The following is a 15,246-nucleotide window of genomic DNA, read 5'->3' as shown; positions in this document are numbered from 1 at the left end:
TGGGCCGCCGTTCCTATGGCGAGGGTGGACGTGCGTGGCAGGGCGGCGCGCTTAGCCGGGTTCGCCCGGTACCACGCAGTCGAGATCGAAGGCATCGCCGTTGGTGCCTCGGTCGGCTTCGGGTGAGGTGACTTCGACAACCATCTGGCCTTGGATCCGATCGCCAGGACGGGCGTTGGAGAGGCGGACCTCGTACTCCTCGTGCTGCTCGTTGGGGACGGTGAAGGTCATGCTGCCGGATCGGGCGGTGATGCCCTGGGCGAGGAGACGGTCGTCCGGGAGCCATCTGTACTCCACGGTGCCCGCGGCGAGCGCGGCTGCCGAGAAGGTGAAGACGATCGGCTGGGTGCAGTCGACCTGGCCGCTGCGCGGCTGAACACTCACGCCCGTCCCGCCCAGCAGCGGGCCTGTCGGCGGTTGGGAGATCTTGCTGGTCTCAGGCGTCGTGGGAGTGATGCTCTCGGTGTTCCCGTCGTCGGAGGGGTGGCGCTGGGGAGTGCCGGTCGCAGGGGAGGTGGGGTCCGGGCGAGGGTCGAAGGTGGGTCGAAGACCCTCAGGGTCGTCTTGGGGCGAGCGGGTCGTGGTGGGGGATGCGGGCTCGCCGCCGCTGCTCGGGTCGTGCGAGGCGCTCGGGTTGTGGCCGGCGGCGTCGTCCTTGGAGTTCAACCGGTCCACCGCGAAGTAGGCCAGCAGCACGACGCACAGCACTACGGCCACGATTCCCGCTGGGCCCAGCGTCCCCGCTTCGGGCCGCCGGCCCTCCTGCCCGGGTGATGGCGCCGGTGGGGGCGTATCGACGTGCGGCTGGGCTGGGGCTGCCGGGGACGGCGGCGGGGGCGGGGCGTCGTACGACGGCGGCGACTCGGCGGTGGGGTACTGGAAGTCCTCGAACTGGTCGTCGGTGGACTCCGCCAACGCGATCTGGCGCTCCAAGGCCTGATCCGCGTAGCGCAGGAGTTGGTCGGCCTGGGCCAGCGCCGTCTGTGCGGTGGTCTGTCGGCCGCTGCTTGGGCCCGGGGGCGGTGGCGGGGTGGGCGGCAGCATGACGCCGGCTTCAGCGATGCGGCGTACGAGGTCGGCGGCTTCGTTGCGTACTGCCAGCGCGGTGTCTGCGGCATCCGCCGTTTCCGACGGACCCTGCGTCAGCGCACGAGCCGTAGCCTCGCGCGCGGCACGCAGTCGCTCCTCGATCTCCGCCTGCTCATCCTTGAAGCGGTACAAAACGCTCCTCTCGGGATCTTTCTCCTCCCATGCGCGGTGAAACAACTCCCTGAGGTGCTCGTGGACCTGCCAGGTCAGGGGGCGGCCCTCGGCCCTCTCCAACGCCCGCAGCAGAACATCACGCTCGTCCCGGTTGGGAAGCTTCTCGCCATTGACGATCCGGCTCAGCGTCGCCTGGCCGAACCCCGTCTCCTTTTTGAGCTCTCTGAAGGTCCGACCGTGCTCCTTCATCCGGTCGAAGAAGATCTCCCGAAGAGCAACGACGAAGGCCCGCCTCGCTAAGCCCATCCCCTCAGCCGGCAACGGCTTACGCGGCCGCCCTCCGCCGGCACCACGCCCACCACCCGGCCCTCCATCCTCTGCCCCGGCAGCCATCCACGCCTCCCCCCACCCCCAGGCCAAAACGCCAGTAAATCCGCCCTGACCTGCGGTTGTTCCATCTAGCGGATCAACAATCAGACCTCGACGCTGGGTGAGCCACCCCGATGACTCGGTGACCCGACATCACCTCGCCTGCGTGAGGAGACCAGCATGGCCAAACCTGCCCGCGCACCGCGCACGATCGAGCACATTCCCAGCACCCGCCACACCGCAGCGGTGCACGATGTATGACTTCCTCCTGCACGACGTCGCCGGAAACCTCCTCTCCGCCCTTCTCCTGACCACCACCACACTCGCCCTCCGCAAAGCAAAGGCATGGCGCAGCTGCCACCACCGCAATCGACCCACCGATCACGCCGACGACCCGAACTAACCACCCGGACGCTCCGCCAGCCGGGTCGGGCGGTCTGTACGCCGGGGATCGGACCATGCGCACAGCCGCGATAGGCCACCACGCCAACCTCCCCACCGACACCGCACCGCGGTGCGGGTGCCGCTGGGTGTAACCAGTCGCGGACATGGGCGTGTGCCGGACGGCCTCCCCAGCCGCCCGGCACACCGACTCCCCCACGACCGGCCCCCGGCTACCCCTCAACGACGGCGGCCGGCCCGGTCGTCCGCTCAGCGGCGGTGGTGCCGGCCCCACGACTCGGTGTGGACGACGCGGCCGCGGTCGTCGCGCGCGATGGGCGCCCGCCGCCTCGGCTCGGCTCGGCCTCAACCTCCCCCAGACCTTCCTCACCGACGCGGCCAGGGCCCCGGGGCTTCAGTCTCGAGGTACCTCAGCAGCCGCCCCAGCCCGGACCGCGTCCAAGACGCGGGCGTGGAGCACCTCGAGCCCACCGGCCAGGACCGGGGCCGGGCTGCCGGTGAGGGTGTACCACTCCTCCGCCCCTGTGTACTGGACCAAGACGCGGGCCAGACCGTCCGGGGCCGGCTCGGTGCGTACGGTGACCTCGCCGGTAATGACACCCACCTCGTCGGTCATCGCCCCGCCCGGCCCCGCCTTCACCTCACTTGTCAGCGCCCGCTCGTCCGGGTGGGGGGTGGTCATGAGGTGCAGGTCTTCAGCATCGCGGTGAGCTTGTCTTTCTCCGCCGCGGTCACCGTCAGGCCGTAGTGGGACTTCACGTTCGTCCACGCGGTCGCGTACGTGCACCAGTAGGTCGCGGCCGGCGGCTGCCACTCGTCCGGGCCCTGGTCGCCCTTGGCCCGGTTCGTGGCCGCCGAGACGGCCAGCAGCTGCGGCCGGACCAGGTCATTGGCGAACGCGGAGCGGCGGGCGTCGTCCCAGGTGTCGGCGCCGGAGCGCCAGGCGTTGGCGAGCGGCACCATGTGGTCGATGTCGAGCTTGCCCGCGTCGGTGACCGTCTTGTTGTCGTACACCGACACCCAGGTGCCGGAGGTCGCCTTGCACTCGGTGTCCCGCTTGACGCCGGTGCCGTCCCGCTCGAGGACGGTCTCGCGGGTGTCGCAGGACTCCCCCTGGGAGATCCAGTGCTTGAACCGGGCCCGCGAGTAGCCCTTCATCCCGTGCTGCTCGGCCACCGTCAGCCCGGCCAGCTGCTTCTTGGCAACCGCGGCCGTGGACAGGCCCGGGAGCTGCTTGGCCCCCGCCAGGCCGCCGCCCGGGGCTGGAGAGACCGCCGGCTGGTCAGAAGCGGCCGCGGACCGGGTCGCCGGGCGCTTGGCGTCACCGCCAGGCAGCGACTTGGTCTCCTGATCCGTACAGCCCACCGACCCCGCGGTCAGCAGACCTGCCGTCATCAAGCCAGCCAGCACCTGCATCTGACGATGCACAACCCACCCCAAATCCGATTGATCAACACACTCCGGGCCGACCCTACCCGCCTCGACCTCTCCCCCAACCTCCTCCGGGCAACGGCAGCCGGCCCGGCCCATGCTGTTCTTCCTTGAGAGGAAGCACGCAGCGGCCGCCCGATGGCCGACGCCCTCCGGCCGACTCAGCAGTGCCCTGTCCCTTCGAGGAGGGGTTCATGTACGTCTTGCGCGACTGGGCCAGGCGTGCCTCCGTGCTCATGTTCGGTACACGGTCAGCTCCCCCAGCGCGTGTGCGGTCGGCCGGCCCCAGCCCGAGGGCGACTCGAGCCGGCTCCGGTCGGTGGAGGGTGGGACGGTGAGGGTCTGCGGCAGGGTGATCGTCGTGCCTGTCCGGGTCGGCCCGGGGGCGGCGTCGAAGTAGTAGACGTTGAGCGAGCTTTCATCGGTGACGAGGTGCGGTCCCGACCAGACCTGCACGGCGGTACGGACGGCAGCCGCGTTGATGACCGCCTTGGTGAACATCCGGCGCAGGCGCATCAGTCCGCCCGCGGTGACGATCCCGTCATCCGTCGTGCGGACCAGGGGCGAGGAGTCGGCTTCCGCTGCTGGTCCTTCGGCGGGGATCTCGCCGGTCAGCAGCAGGGTGAGCATGATGGGGACGGCCTTGCGGCGTAGCTGCTGGGTGGTGTCGCCCAGGCGGTGGATGTGCTCGGCGGGCAGGGACAGGGCCAGGGATCCGGCTTCGCCTCCGATGCTGACGGGGACGGCGGAGCAGCACCAGTCGGGTCCGTACTCGAAGGCGTCGTAGACCGGGGCGCCGGGCCGCAGGCGGCTGAGGCGCTCGAGGAGGACGCGGGGGCTGGCGATGGTGCGTTCGGTGAAGGCTTCGGTCTTGTAGCGGGAGACGTGGTCGGCTTGGCCGGCGGGGTCGAGCTGGCCCAGGAGGCATTTGCCGACGGCGGTGGCGTGGCCGGCGTAGCGGAACGGGATGTACTCGTGGACCGGTGGTGTGGTGTCGGCGGTGGAGGCCTGGGTGATGCGGATGTCTCCCTGGGCGTATTGGCCGAGGTAGATGGCGGCTCCGATCTCCTGGCGGGTGATGGCCAGGGTGCGCTGGAGCTGCGCGGCGACGCCAGCGCCGACGGGCAGAGCGAGGCGGTCGAGAGCGAGGCCCGGGGCGAAGACAGTGTCGGTGATGGGGTCGGCGAACTCCTCCTCGCACAGCATCTCCAGGATGGGTGTAAGCGTCGCCTCGGGTAGGCCGGTCTCCTGGCTGATCTGCCGGGTCTCGACGCCAAGGCGGTGGTCTTGCAAGACGCGGACCACAGCCAGGGCCCGGCGTGCTTCCTTGAGGGCCTGGCTCGTTCCCGGGGCGCTCGGTGGTGAGGGGGGTGCGCCGGTGACGAGCTGCGGCACGGAGGGGGCAGTGTGTGGGGTGCGAGGCTTTCGGCGGCGGCGATTCGGAGCAGTCAGTGGGGTGGGCTTTTCCCTTCTTCCGCGGTGCACCATCCAGCCCCCAGGGATGAGGGGGTAGTCCCAGGGTGCGGGTGGGGGTGCGACGGCGAGGACGTCCTTGGCGATCCGGGGGGCGGGCAGGGGGATGTCGCCGAGCTCGGCGTGGCTGGCCAGGCCGGTGTGCTGGGCCATGCGGATGTAGGCGGCCGGGTGCGGGGGCTGAGCGGCGCCGTGGCCCCACCACGCCTCGGGGGTGAACGGAGCGCCTTCGGGGGCGGCCAGGTCGGCCCAGCGTTGTGCGTCGGCGTAGTCGCCGCCTGCGCTGTGGTGCAGGAAGAGGCAGTAGGCGGCGGTGCGGTTGTCCGCGCCGGCGGCGTACTGCCACCAGAAGCGGGCGCCGTGCTGGTCGTCGGCGAGGTGTAGGACGCACGCGAAGATCAGAGCGCCTGCGGTCAGGGTTCGGTCGGAGGCGAAGACCGCGAGCCGAGAGGCGGACTTCACCGCGTGCACAGCGGCGACGGTCAACGCCGTGAGCGCTGCTTCGGCGCGTTCGGGGTGCACGGGGTCGACTGCGGCCGGGTCGGGCCAGAACGGCACGGGGGCGGCGTCTTCCTCGCGGCGGGGGGCGGGGCGGGCCATCAGGCGGGCGCGGGCTGCTTCCCGGTCGGCGTGGGAGCGGCGGGCGGGGCGCCGGGGCCCGGCGGTGCGGAGCAGGTCGTCGAGGGGGTCGGTTTCGGTCCTTTCGCTCACGATGTCATCCCATCCGAGTGGTCTGTCTCAGTGGCAAGCAGCTGCCTCAGCTTTTGCTTGGCGTCTCTGCGGGTGGTGCGGACCGTGGCGGGCGTGATGCCCATGCGCTCCGCGGTCTCTTGGTCGGTGTCGGTGAGTCGGGTCGTCATGATCAGGACGTCGCGCTGGCGTTCGGTGAGGTGCTGCATCGCCTGGTACGCCGCGATGCGGCGGGTCAGCTGGTGGTAGGGGTCTTCGGCGGCCTCGTCGGCGGAGGTCTCGAAGGTCGTCAGGTCAATCGGATCCATCGGCTCGGGACGCTTCTTGCGGCGCACGTTCTCGATCCGGAACTTCAGGATCCGCCAGGCGAAGCCGGGCGGGTTGGCCATGGTCTGCATGCGCAGCCATTCGTCGCCGATGGCGCTGAACGCCGCGTCCACGGCCTCGTCCGCATCCGCGTGCGAGCCGCCCAAGCAGTCGCAGGCGAAGTCCCAGTACTGGTCGTAGGAGGTCTCGTGGAAGTCCCAGCAGGCCGCGCGCAGCCCCGGCGGGAGCTGGTCTATGGAGCGCGGGCGGTCGGGCAGGCCGACGGCGCCGCCCGGCTCCTCCGGGCCACCTTCGCTCACCTGTCCACCTCGTGGCGGCCATCGTCCGGGCCGCCCGGGCGGGGGCTGGCGGTGGTGATGTCGGAGATCCCCATCCGGACCCCGGCGGTCAGCAGCCGGCGGCCCACGCGTACGGCGTCGGGGCCGAGCACCCGAACAGCCAACACGATCTCGAGCCACGTCCCAGCGCTGTGCGGCACATTCCCTCCAACAAGCGGATTCGGCCCGTCGCGGGCCCCCACACCACGGCGGTGAAGGCGAGCGCCTTCACCGGTTAAGGGTCCGCAAGGGGCCGATCTGTGTAGAGGGAAGAGGAAGAAAAAGTATTACGCCCGTTTTTGAAGATGATGACGAAACCAGCGAGCACACACGAACACCACGGAAACGCAAGGCGATCAGAATCAGCCGATTGAGCACAACGCCTGCCGTTCACCACGGAGTGTGCGCCGGAGCACCACCATGACTGCGCCCCCGCATCGCAGGCCCGACCTCCTGCGGGCTGAGCGCATCGCCGCACCCTTGCCGTCTGGTCGCCGCCAGCTACGTGGCCAGCGCCTTCGCGAGTTCGTCCGCGGTGGGCCGGTCGGCCGGGCCGGCAAGGAGTACGGGCAGCAGGGTCTGTTGGAGGTCGGGCCAGGGCCGGGCCTGGGTGAGGGGGATGGAGCTGGTGGCGATGTGCTCGCGAAGCTCGTGGGCGCTCACAACCTTCGGGTCGATGCCGGCAGCCTGGTAGTCCAGAGGCCAAGTGCCGGTGATGCAGGTCCACAACGCGGCCGCGAGTGCGTAGACGTCGGCAGCTGGCGTGACCACGACCGGCTTGTCCCCGGTCAGGACGGCGGCGGCGAGTTCGGGGGCGAGCAGGTGCGTCATCCCGCCCGCGAAGTCCTCGCCCTGGTCCCAGCCAGGCCGCCAGGCCCACGCCAGGTCGATGAGCTTGACCCCCGTCTCGGTATGCAGGGCGTGGGCAGGCTGGAGGTCGGCGTGCACCCAGCCGGCCGCGTGCAGCTCGGCGACGGCCACGCACAAGTCCACCGCAGACGCACGCGCATCCTCGAGCCCGGCACCGCCGCCGCTCTCGCGGACCGGGGCGAACACCTCGTACGTGGTGGGCCCGCTCAGCCACTGGGTGAGCAGCCACGCGGCATCGGGGGTCACCCCGCCGCCGAGGAGGTAGTCGACCTCGAGAGCGGTCAGGGCGGCCGTTTCGCGGGCGGTGATGGGGTAGCCGGGGCCGCGGCCGACCTTGAGGGCGGCGGTGCCCCTGCGGCCGGCCGCCTTCCACACCGCGGAGCCACGGCGGTCGGTGACCTCGGTCAAGGTCAGGCCGGGGCCGCAGTGCGCGGCGACCGCGACCGTGGCGGCCGTCGGGATCGGGGGCTCGGTGCTCATGGGGTGTTCTCCTTTGTGGGTCTGGGCAGTCGGGCGGCCCAGGAGCGGACGGCGGCCCAGTCGCGGCCGAGGGTGTCGAAGACGCTGCGCCCGTCGTCTGCGGCGTCGCGGACGGCCTCGGCCAGGTCGGGGGTGTTGCGGAGGAACCGCGGGTCGCGGGGGCGTACGGCGGGCCGGATGGACAGGAACGTGACCGGCGGGACCGGGAGGGCGGCGCCGTGCCGGCTGGTGTCCGCCTCGCCCTCCCAGAACTTGCCGAACATCAGCCCCACCGGCCCATAGAGGTTTTTCAGGGCCCAGTGCGGCCAGTCCAGGTGCCGGCGCGCGGCCCCAGCCACGACCAGGTTCTCGCACACCAGGTGCCCGCGTGCGCCCTTGGCCAGAAGCCGCACCCGCTCCGCCGCGGCCACAGCAGCACTGAACAGGCCGGCCTCGACGTCGAACAGCTCCACACCTGGCTCGATCGCGTACGTCGTCCAGTACGTCAGCCCGTAGCGCACCGACGGGGCCAGGTAGGGGCAGTGCGCGGCGACGGCATCGAGGTACTCGGTGAAGGCGGGGGTGGTGGTGCGGTCTGCGGTGACGCGCAGAGCCCCCGCCCGGGCGGGCGAGGGCTCCGGGAGCGCGGCCAGGGTCACTGCGCGGGCTCCTCGGTGAACTCCGGGCCGCAGTTCCACGACGCCTCGACCCGGCCGGTCTCGATGTAGGCGGCGAAGGACTCGCCGTCCAGGCGGCCGCGCTCGTCGGTGAACCAGATCGCCGGCAGCGGCCCGTACGCCTCGAGGTAGGCGTCGATCCAGTCGATCGGGCCCGAGCCAGAGACCGGGCTGTGTCCGACGACCGCACCCGCGTACTCGAGGGAGAAGGCGGCGTAGGCGGGGGTGGTGAGCTGGTCGTGCCAGAAGGCGTCGACCGCGCCGGAGAACATCTGCGGCAGGCTCTGCCCAGCGCGGTGGCGTTCGCCGGCGATGGTCAGGAAGCGGGCCAGCTCGGTCCGCTCCACGGTGGCGGTGGTCATGACGGTGCCCCTCTCGTTCGAGTAGCAGGAAGGACCGGGCATAGACGCCCGCGGCCCGGAGGGCGGAGCCCGCTTCGCGGCAGCCCCCGGCGGCAGCGCGGCGCTGGCGAGTCGGGCTCCCGGCCCAGGTCCAGCACCTCGACGGTAGGCGCGGCCGGAAGCCTGAAGGAGGACACATCGGCGGACATCCCAACCCGCTCGGGAAGGAGTACCTTCAGGCCACGACCTCAATCGACCACGGTCCACGCCGCACCCCGAACCGGTGGCGGCGCACGGGGGTTTTCGATGCCCGAGTCGCCAAACGCGAAGTTCACCGCCGCCTGCCTCGCCCGCGGCTGGAGCACCCAGTCCGACGTCGCCGACGCCTACGCCCAGCACGCCGCCCTGCTCGGCGAACACGCGTCCATCACGGTGCGGCAGGTCCGCCGGTGGGAATCGGCGACGCCGGGCTGGCCGAACACGCTCTCCCGCCGGGTCCTGCGCGCCATGTTCGCCGTCCCCCTCGCCGAGCTCGGGTTCACCCCGCCCCGCACCCACCGGCACAGTCCCGCCCGCGCGGTCGGCGGGGAGGTGGGTAGCAAAGAGAAGTCCGTGCGCAGGCGTCCCTTCCTGCAGGGCGTCGTCGGCGCCGCGCCGCTCCTGGGTGCCGATGCAGCGCAGCGGCTGGACAAGGCGCTGGGCGACGCGCGCCGCTACAGCGACCGCGCCCTGGTCGCCCACCTCAGAGCCACCCTCGACGAGGCCGCCCGGGCCGACGGCCGTACTGGTCCGCGCCACGCGCTGCCTGCCGCGCTGGAGGTCCTTGAGGTCGTCGGCGCGCTGCTGCGCGAGAGCCCCGCACCGGTGAGGAGCGAGCTGTTCGCGCTGGGTGCGCGGGCGGCGGAGTTCACTGCCTTCCTCCACCGCGACGGCGGCGCCCCCGCCCAGACGGTGCTGTTCTTCCACGACCGCTCCGCGGAGTTCGCGATGCTCGCCGACGACGGCCCGATGCACGCCTACGTCCTGCTGCGCAAAGCCCAGGCCGTCGGCCGCGAGGACGCCGACCGGATGCTCGACCTCGCCGCCGCAGCCGCCCACGGCCCCTTCCGTCTCCCCGCGCGGGCCCGCGCCGAGGCCCTACAGCAGCAGGCCCGCGCCCTCGCCCTGACCGGCGCCCCCGCCGACGACGTCGCCCGCACCCTCGACCAGGCCCACGCCGAACTCGAGGCCGCGCCGCCGCCCGAGCCGGCCACCTGTACCGGGCCGCTGTGCGCCGGATACGGGACGGACCGGCTGGTGGTGCAGAGTGCGATCAGCTACCGCGAGGCCGGACAACCGGACAAGGCCGTCGCACTGTTCCGCTCCCGCCTGCCCCACGCCCGCTTCGCGCCGCGAGACCAGGCGTTCTTCACTGCCCACCTCGCCGGAGCCCTCGCCGCCGCCGGCGAGCCCGACCAGGCCGCCGCCACAGGCCTGACTGCTCTGGGTCTCGCCGCCGGCCCCGGCTTCGGCCAGGCCCTCACCGAGCTACGGCACACCGCCGGACAGCTGCGGCCCTACGCACGCCGGCCCGCCGTACGCGAACTCCGCCAGGCCCTGACCGCCCTGACCGCCTAGTGCCGCATGAGGCAGCGGTCGCCCTACCCCGGGCGATGTTCGTGAGGGGTCGGCTCAGGTTCGGGGTGCGATCTCTTCGAGGTCGTTGATGGTGCCGGCCATGATCGCCCGGATGTGTTCGGTGAGGTGCTCTGTGGGCCAGTCCCACCAAGCGAGAGCGAGGAGACGGGCGATCTCGTCGTCGCTGTAGCGAGTGCGGATGAGTCTGGCCGGGTTGCCGCCGACGATGCCGTAGTCGGGGACGTCGTCCGCGACTACGGCGCCGGAGGCGATGATCGCGCCGTGCCCGGTGTGGACTCCGGGCATGACCATGGTGTCGTAGCAGAACCAGACGTCGTTGCCAACGATGGTGTCGCCCTTGCCGGGCAGGTCTCTGAGCAGGTCGAAGTGCTCAGCCCAGGAGCCGCCCATGATGGGGAACGGGAAGGTCGAGGGGCCGTCCATACGGTGGTTGGCGCCGTTCATGATGAACCGCACTCCGGTGCCCAGCGCACAGAACTTCCCGATGATCAGTTTCTCCGGACCGTAGTGGTAGAGCACATTGCGGGTCTCGAACGCGGTCGGGTCGTCGGGGTCGTCGTAGTAGGAGTACTCCCCGACTTCGACCAGCGGCGAGGTCACCAACGGCTTCAGCAAAACCACGCGCGGCTGGTCGGGAAACGGGTGAAGCACCGTCGGGTCCGCGGGAAGGCGGTTCATGGAGTCGCTTTCGGTTCGGCACAGGGGGCGAGTGCCCCCATTGTGCTCATGACGGCCGCTACATCTTCTGGCGAAGCCGCCCCGCCGACGGCCGGCGCCGCGCCGTCGACGACAGGGCGAACGTTGCCTGATGCGGCACTAGCCAGCGGCGGTCAGGAAAGCGGTCACGCGCTCGATGACCTGCGCCTGCCAGGCCTGCGACTGCGGGTGCACATACGCGGGATCCTCATGGACCGCGAACCCGTGCTGTGCGCCCTCGAGCTCCATCAGCTCGGCCGGCCCGCCGAGCACGCGGACGTAGCGGCGGGAGGACTCCACCGGCACGAAGGTGTCCTTCGTGCCGTGCACCAGCAGCGCCGGCGCCCGCACCGCACGCAGGTAGACGTCCGGGTCGAGGTAGAACACCTCGTTGTGCAGGGCCCGGCCCAGCTCGAACGGCGACAGCTCCGTGAACCCGCGCTCGTCGAGATCCCGGGCCGCCGCGGGGGTGATGTAGTCGCCGTCGAAGTAGGGGCGGCTGTCGACGTAGCGGTCCTTGTAGTCCAGGCGCGGGTTCAGCAGCACCAGCCGGTCCACGTCCTGAGAGCGGGACCCGGCGTGCAGCGCGGCCGCACCGCCAGAGAACGACGCCGCGATCACATGCACCGGACCCTCGTAGCCGGACTCGGCGCGGGCGAAGCCGCCGGCCGCCCGGATGTCGTTGGCCACCCCCGCCATCGTGATCTCCGCAGGCCGACCACCGCTCTCGCCATGCGCCCGAAGGTCGAACCGCACACACCACACCCCGGACGCCGCCAGGCCGGCCGCGAGACGGGTGAAGAACCCGCCCTCGTGCCGGGTCACGCCGGCGCCGTGCACCAGCACCGCCGCACCCGCCGGCGCCCGCCCGCCCACGGGCGCGGTCACCGTCCCTGCCAGCGCCGTACCGTCCAACGACACGAACCGCACACCCAACTCAGCAGTCATGCAGCCGATCGTAGGGAGCAGACCAGGCTCCTACGGGCACATCAGGCCAGCCGACTTCGACCGTCGTGCCTTCACCGGCCTGCTGGGACGGCTGACTGGTTCTGTTCAGGAAAACGGGAGGCACCCTGCCGCCAGCCTCCGTCGACGGGGTTGATCCAGATACGTGCCGAAGGGGCCCCAAGTTGATCTTTAAGTCTGAGTAGCGGCTCTTCGCCCAGATCAAGGCGCATCTGACGATCCACACGTTGTAGGCCGCGCCTGTGGTGGGACAGGTTGCTCTTCGGGCTGCGCGACCGGAGCAGCGTCACTCCCAGGTGATGTCCCCGTGCAGCCTGGTCTGGGGCGGGAAGAGCGGTGCGCCCTGGGGGGTGGTGGTGACGATCTCGATCCGCGGCACCCTGCCAATGATGACTGAGCCGTCCGCTCTGATGCCCATGACCGGGGCGTTGGGGATGGGCGCCCTGGACGGCACCACGAGGACGTCGCCCACCTGGAGGGGGTTCATGGTGCCCATGGTCCCGTTGCTGACTTGCCGGGTGGCGGTCCTGATGGCGATGGCGGCCTCCTGTGGTGGCAGTTTGCGCGGCAGCGCGTTGAGCCGCCGCATGAACTCTCGGAACGGGTTGCCGCGGAAGCCCGCCTCGCTCATCTCCCGCGCCAGGCGGGCGCCGAACTCTTCGCCGGTCTCGGCCAGTACGGGCGAGGTGAGGGGCTCGGGGTCACCGCCGCCGATCCGCGCCACTCGGTTCAGCAGCGCTCGCAGGGCCATGCCCGCCACCAGGCCGATGGCGAGCACCGCCAGGTCGTGCTGTACCTGTTCGGCCAGCTCCCTGCGGGCCCGCAGCGCGCACTCCACGATCTGCGGGGTGGTCGCCGGCGACAACACGGTCGGTGCGACGACCGCGCCGCCGGCGCCGCGGTAGAAGGTGACGGCGAGCCCATGGCCGGGGGCTGGCGGCCCGTACGGGACGGCCGCAGCGGCTTCGTCGCGGCTGGGGTAGACGGCGTTGTCAGGGGTGTCGGCGGCCGCCAGGCCTAAGTTGACGTCCGACTCGGACACAAAAAGCGGCAGCGGCAGACCCTCGCAGTAGACGAGGTAGCCGCCGAGGTAGATGCCGTAGCCGACGGCGGTGACCCGGTTGTCGATGTAGTCGCCGTGCCGCCGCGGGTCGCTGGCAGCGGCCGAGGCGACAGGCAACCGGATTCCGCGCCGCTCCAGGACGGCCTGTTCGGTAGGCGTGACCTGCTCGAGTTCGAAAGAGGACTCGTCGCGCTGCAGCACGCCCGGCAGCGCCTGTACCGGCTGCTCTCGTGCCTGGGTGAGGAGTTGGGCCGTGGCCTGGTTACCGACGAGCCGCTGGAGGGCCAGCAACCGCGCCAGGCCATGCGCGGGCTCGGGCAGCGCCGCCCGGTGGTCGGGGCCCGTCGGGGCGACGACCTCGCTGCGGACGGGGACCGGTACGTTCTTGTCCACTGACCCGTTATGCGGCCGGGCGCGTCGCTCAGGCAAAGCCCTCGGGGTGGCCGAAAGGGCAGCGTCGGCGACGCCATCGCGCACGGCGGGCCGCGGCGGGGCGAGCGGGTCCTCGCCCCAGGAACCGGCCGATATAGCGGTGGAGCGCCCCAAGCGCAGCAAGGGCGAACGACCTTGACCAGGGGCGAGTGACAGCCACAATCGGCCCGCAAGGAAGGCCCAAGTGCCGTCGGAACTCGTAAATCTCCAGGGAGCAGCGCCTGGGAACGCCAGGGCCCACACTGGTGGGATGATCGAGCGTCGCCCTCTGGGCACCGGCCCCCGTCCCGCCGCTCCCCCGGCACAGGCGCCGACGGACCGACCAGCCCGTCTCGCCGCCGAGCTGGCCGCCCTCTCCAAGGCACCCACCGCGGCGGCCTCCCCGGCCGCGACGAGCGGTCGGCGCCGTCTGGGCCCCGGGCACGCACCCACCGGCTGACCCGCCAGAAGGCCGCCGAACGGGCGCGCCCCTTGCCGCTTGGGCGGCGGCCTCCCTGTTCCGAACTGGCCGCAGAACCCAGCGAGCGTACTGACCACACACGCCTCCGGCACGCTCAAACGACAAACACACCATCCCCTCGGTACAGCCGTGCTACACCGCCTCCGGGCCGAACCGCCGCGCACGAGTTGGCCGCCCGCCCGGCGGGCCCCGCCACTCGACCCACGGCCGCCTTGAGTAGCCCCTCGCGGCCACGGCTCAGCGCCCGATTGCGCCCTCGCCCGCGCTCAGCTGGCCGCCGCGGTCGGCCCTGCATCGAACCGGGGGACATAGGCGGCGATCACGTCCAGACGCACGCGCTTGAAGCGGACCGGGTGCCGGAACACGCCTCGGTCCACGGACCGGTCCGCACTGAACTCGGCCACCGTCTCCGGGCGCACCAGCGTGGTGTCCAGGGCGTCGCGGCTGCCCCAGGCGGAAGCGAACCGCACCCCCGTCCAAGGGTGCTCGGAGCCGGCTTCCGACAGGTGCTCGGCCACCTGCCGGGCCGCCTGCGGGCGCAACGGGACCGTCTGGCCGACGGCGTGCAGCAGTCCGGCGTTGTCGTAGCGCCCCAGGACAAGGAGCCCGGGGCTGGACGGGGTGTCGGTGATGACTCCGATGATCACCTCCATGGTGTCCCGGCGGCGGATCTTGGTCCAGCCGCGGTAGCCGGGCAGGTAGCGGGTGGACAAGCCCTTGACCACAATCCCTTCGACGCCGGACACGTCGGTCCAGGACTGAAGCCACTCCCGCGCCGTGGCCAGGTCCGCCGTCATCGGGCACAGCGTCCACGGGGCGGTCAGGGCGTGATCGGCGAAGAGGCCTCAAGGCGGGCGCGGCGTTCACCGTAGGGCAGGGTCAGCAACTCGGCGCCGTCCTGCTGCAGCACGTCGAACGCGACGAAGTACGCCGGCCACGCGGCGGTAAGGGCGCTGGCGCCGCGGGCGCGAGCCACGGCCCGGCGCTGAAGCCCCTCGAACGACAACCGGCCCGCCTCGACGTCCCAGACGAGGAGCTCACCGTCGAGAACCAGGCCGGGCGGCAACTGCTGCTCAGCGGCTGCGACCAGGTCCGGCCAGCGGTCCTGGACCAGCGCTCCGCGGCGGGTCTGCACCAGCACCTGGCCGCCCGGGGTGGTCGGGGTGAACAGCAGCGCGCGGTGGCCGTCGAACTTCTGCTCGTAGGCCACCCCCGCCCGCAGGGCGGCCGGGCCCGGTACCGACTCGGCAGCCTGCGCGAGCATCGGCTCAACGGGCGGTCGCAATGTCACCTCGGCGCCTCCCTCACAGGTCACCCCCCTCCTTTCCAGGGTCCGCCGTCCCCGGTGGCCGGCCGAGCCCGGGGCGGTGCGGGTCATCCGTCCGAGGGGCACACCGGGGCCGACTGGACCGCGTGGGAGCCTGCGTGCGGC

General features: G+C 71.6%; 16 protein-coding genes. 2 read left to right on the top strand and 14 right to left on the bottom strand.

The genetic code is table 11. The annotated features are described in order from the left end of the window. Positions 1–51 precede the first annotated feature (51 nt). From ACIQCH_RS13410 to ACIQCH_RS13370, 9 genes are all read right to left on the bottom strand, one after another. Positions 52–1,509, bottom strand: a complete 1,458-nt coding sequence (locus ACIQCH_RS13410; RefSeq protein ID WP_402580795.1) for a hypothetical protein — start codon at positions 1,507–1,509, stop codon at positions 52–54. Positions 1,510–2,368: 859 nt separating this feature from the next. Then, entirely contained in the window at positions 2,369–2,656 is a 288-nt protein-coding gene (locus tag ACIQCH_RS13405; protein WP_402580794.1) for a hypothetical protein, read from the bottom strand. After that, positions 2,653–3,369 carry an HNH endonuclease family protein gene (locus ACIQCH_RS13400; RefSeq protein ID WP_402580793.1) on the bottom strand — a complete coding sequence of 239 codons (717 nt, stop codon included), beginning with the start codon at positions 3,367–3,369 and terminating at the stop codon, positions 2,653–2,655. The genes ACIQCH_RS13405 and ACIQCH_RS13400 overlap by 4 nt, the downstream gene beginning before the upstream one ends. 270 nt (positions 3,370–3,639) lie before the next feature. Further along, positions 3,640–5,589, bottom strand: a complete 1,950-nt coding sequence (locus tag ACIQCH_RS13395; protein ID WP_402580792.1) for an IclR family transcriptional regulator C-terminal domain-containing protein — start codon at positions 5,587–5,589, stop codon at positions 3,640–3,642. Continuing rightward, positions 5,586–6,194, bottom strand: coding sequence for a sigma-70 family RNA polymerase sigma factor (locus tag ACIQCH_RS13390; RefSeq protein WP_402580791.1), 609 nt, complete (start codon positions 6,192–6,194; stop codon positions 5,586–5,588). The genes ACIQCH_RS13395 and ACIQCH_RS13390 overlap by 4 nt, the downstream gene beginning before the upstream one ends. Further along, positions 6,191–6,373, bottom strand: coding sequence for a hypothetical protein (locus tag ACIQCH_RS13385; RefSeq protein WP_402580790.1), 183 nt, complete (start codon positions 6,371–6,373; stop codon positions 6,191–6,193). The genes ACIQCH_RS13390 and ACIQCH_RS13385 overlap by 4 nt, the downstream gene beginning before the upstream one ends. 340 nt (positions 6,374–6,713) lie before the next feature. Beyond that, on the bottom strand, positions 6,714–7,562 hold the full coding sequence (locus ACIQCH_RS13380) for a hypothetical protein (RefSeq protein WP_402580789.1): 849 nt from the start codon (positions 7,560–7,562) through the stop codon (positions 6,714–6,716). Next, the gene (locus ACIQCH_RS13375) at positions 7,559–8,200 is read right to left on the bottom strand and encodes a hypothetical protein (protein ID WP_402580788.1); all 642 of its coding nucleotides are present in this window, start codon (positions 8,198–8,200) and stop codon (positions 7,559–7,561) included. The genes ACIQCH_RS13380 and ACIQCH_RS13375 overlap by 4 nt, the downstream gene beginning before the upstream one ends. Continuing rightward, the gene (locus tag ACIQCH_RS13370) at positions 8,197–8,580 is read right to left on the bottom strand and encodes a hypothetical protein (RefSeq protein ID WP_402580787.1); all 384 of its coding nucleotides are present in this window, start codon (positions 8,578–8,580) and stop codon (positions 8,197–8,199) included. Before ACIQCH_RS13370 ends, ACIQCH_RS13375 begins: the two co-directional genes overlap by 4 nt. 285 nt (positions 8,581–8,865) lie before the next feature. On the opposite strand from ACIQCH_RS13370, the gene ACIQCH_RS13365 reads away from it, so the two are divergent. Next, positions 8,866–10,176, top strand: a complete 1,311-nt coding sequence (locus ACIQCH_RS13365; RefSeq protein ID WP_402580786.1) for an XRE family transcriptional regulator — start codon at positions 8,866–8,868, stop codon at positions 10,174–10,176. A 54-nt stretch (positions 10,177–10,230) separates the two neighbouring features. On the opposite strand, the gene ACIQCH_RS13360 is transcribed toward ACIQCH_RS13365, so the two are convergent. The 3 genes from ACIQCH_RS13360 to ACIQCH_RS13350 all read right to left on the bottom strand — a co-directional run bounded on the left by ACIQCH_RS13360 (position 10,231) and on the right by ACIQCH_RS13350 (position 13,315). Then, positions 10,231–10,875: a CatB-related O-acetyltransferase gene (locus tag ACIQCH_RS13360; protein ID WP_402580785.1), complete on the bottom strand. Its 645-nt coding sequence runs from the start codon at positions 10,873–10,875 to the stop codon at positions 10,231–10,233. Between the two features lie 138 nt (positions 10,876–11,013). Then, positions 11,014–11,841 (bottom strand): alpha/beta hydrolase, encoded by an 828-nt coding sequence (locus tag ACIQCH_RS13355; RefSeq protein ID WP_402580784.1) that lies wholly within the window; start codon positions 11,839–11,841, stop codon positions 11,014–11,016. A gap of 304 nt (positions 11,842–12,145) precedes the next feature. Continuing rightward, entirely contained in the window at positions 12,146–13,315 is a 1,170-nt protein-coding gene (locus ACIQCH_RS13350; protein ID WP_402580783.1) for a hypothetical protein, read from the bottom strand. A gap of 289 nt (positions 13,316–13,604) precedes the next feature. Between ACIQCH_RS13350 and ACIQCH_RS13345 the strand changes: the two genes are divergently transcribed. Further along, a complete protein-coding gene (locus ACIQCH_RS13345; RefSeq protein ID WP_402580782.1) occupies positions 13,605–13,793 on the top strand; it encodes a hypothetical protein in 189 nt (62 codons plus the stop codon). Positions 13,794–14,080: 287 nt separating this feature from the next. Here the strand turns inward: ACIQCH_RS13345 and ACIQCH_RS13340 are convergent, their stop codons facing one another. Together ACIQCH_RS13340 and ACIQCH_RS13335 are read right to left on the bottom strand one after the other, a co-directional pair. Beyond that, a complete protein-coding gene (locus ACIQCH_RS13340) occupies positions 14,081–14,611 on the bottom strand; it encodes an ATP-dependent DNA ligase (RefSeq protein ID WP_402580781.1) in 531 nt (176 codons plus the stop codon). Between the two features lie 23 nt (positions 14,612–14,634). After that, on the bottom strand, positions 14,635–15,078 hold the full coding sequence (locus ACIQCH_RS13335; protein WP_402580780.1) for a hypothetical protein: 444 nt from the start codon (positions 15,076–15,078) through the stop codon (positions 14,635–14,637). Between the last annotated feature and the right edge of the window lie 168 nt (positions 15,079–15,246).

Origin of the sequence: Streptomyces sp. NPDC093225 (assembly GCF_044753805.1) — a bacterium.
Lineage (GTDB): Bacteria > Actinomycetota > Actinomycetes > Streptomycetales > Streptomycetaceae > Streptomyces.
The sequence above is the reverse complement of the archived record's forward strand: the minus strand, read 5'-3'. Positions and strand labels throughout refer to the sequence as shown.

What these genes read in the sequence shown, in the direction of transcription:
- ACIQCH_RS13410 (WP_402580795.1), bottom strand. Translation starts at nt 1,509, where the DNA reads ATGGGCTTAGCGAGGCGGGCCTTCGTCGTTGCTCTTCGGGAGATCTTC.
- ACIQCH_RS13405 (WP_402580794.1), bottom strand. Translation starts at nt 2,656, where the DNA reads ATGACCACCCCCCACCCGGACGAGCGGGCGCTGACAAGTGAGGTGAAG.
- ACIQCH_RS13400 (WP_402580793.1), bottom strand. Translation starts at nt 3,369, where the DNA reads ATGACGGCAGGTCTGCTGACCGCGGGGTCGGTGGGCTGTACGGATCAG.
- ACIQCH_RS13380 (WP_402580789.1), bottom strand. Translation starts at nt 7,562, where the DNA reads ATGAGCACCGAGCCCCCGATCCCGACGGCCGCCACGGTCGCGGTCGCC.
- ACIQCH_RS13370 (WP_402580787.1), bottom strand. Translation starts at nt 8,580, where the DNA reads ATGACCACCGCCACCGTGGAGCGGACCGAGCTGGCCCGCTTCCTGACC.
- ACIQCH_RS13365 (WP_402580786.1), top strand. Translation starts at nt 8,866, where the DNA reads ATGCCCGAGTCGCCAAACGCGAAGTTCACCGCCGCCTGCCTCGCCCGC.
- ACIQCH_RS13360 (WP_402580785.1), bottom strand. Translation starts at nt 10,875, where the DNA reads ATGAACCGCCTTCCCGCGGACCCGACGGTGCTTCACCCGTTTCCCGAC.
- ACIQCH_RS13355 (WP_402580784.1), bottom strand. Translation starts at nt 11,841, where the DNA reads ATGACTGCTGAGTTGGGTGTGCGGTTCGTGTCGTTGGACGGTACGGCG.
- ACIQCH_RS13345 (WP_402580782.1), top strand. Translation starts at nt 13,605, where the DNA reads ATGATCGAGCGTCGCCCTCTGGGCACCGGCCCCCGTCCCGCCGCTCCC.
- ACIQCH_RS13340 (WP_402580781.1), bottom strand. Translation starts at nt 14,611, where the DNA reads ATGACGGCGGACCTGGCCACGGCGCGGGAGTGGCTTCAGTCCTGGACC.
- ACIQCH_RS13335 (WP_402580780.1), bottom strand. Translation starts at nt 15,078, where the DNA reads ATGCTCGCGCAGGCTGCCGAGTCGGTACCGGGCCCGGCCGCCCTGCGG.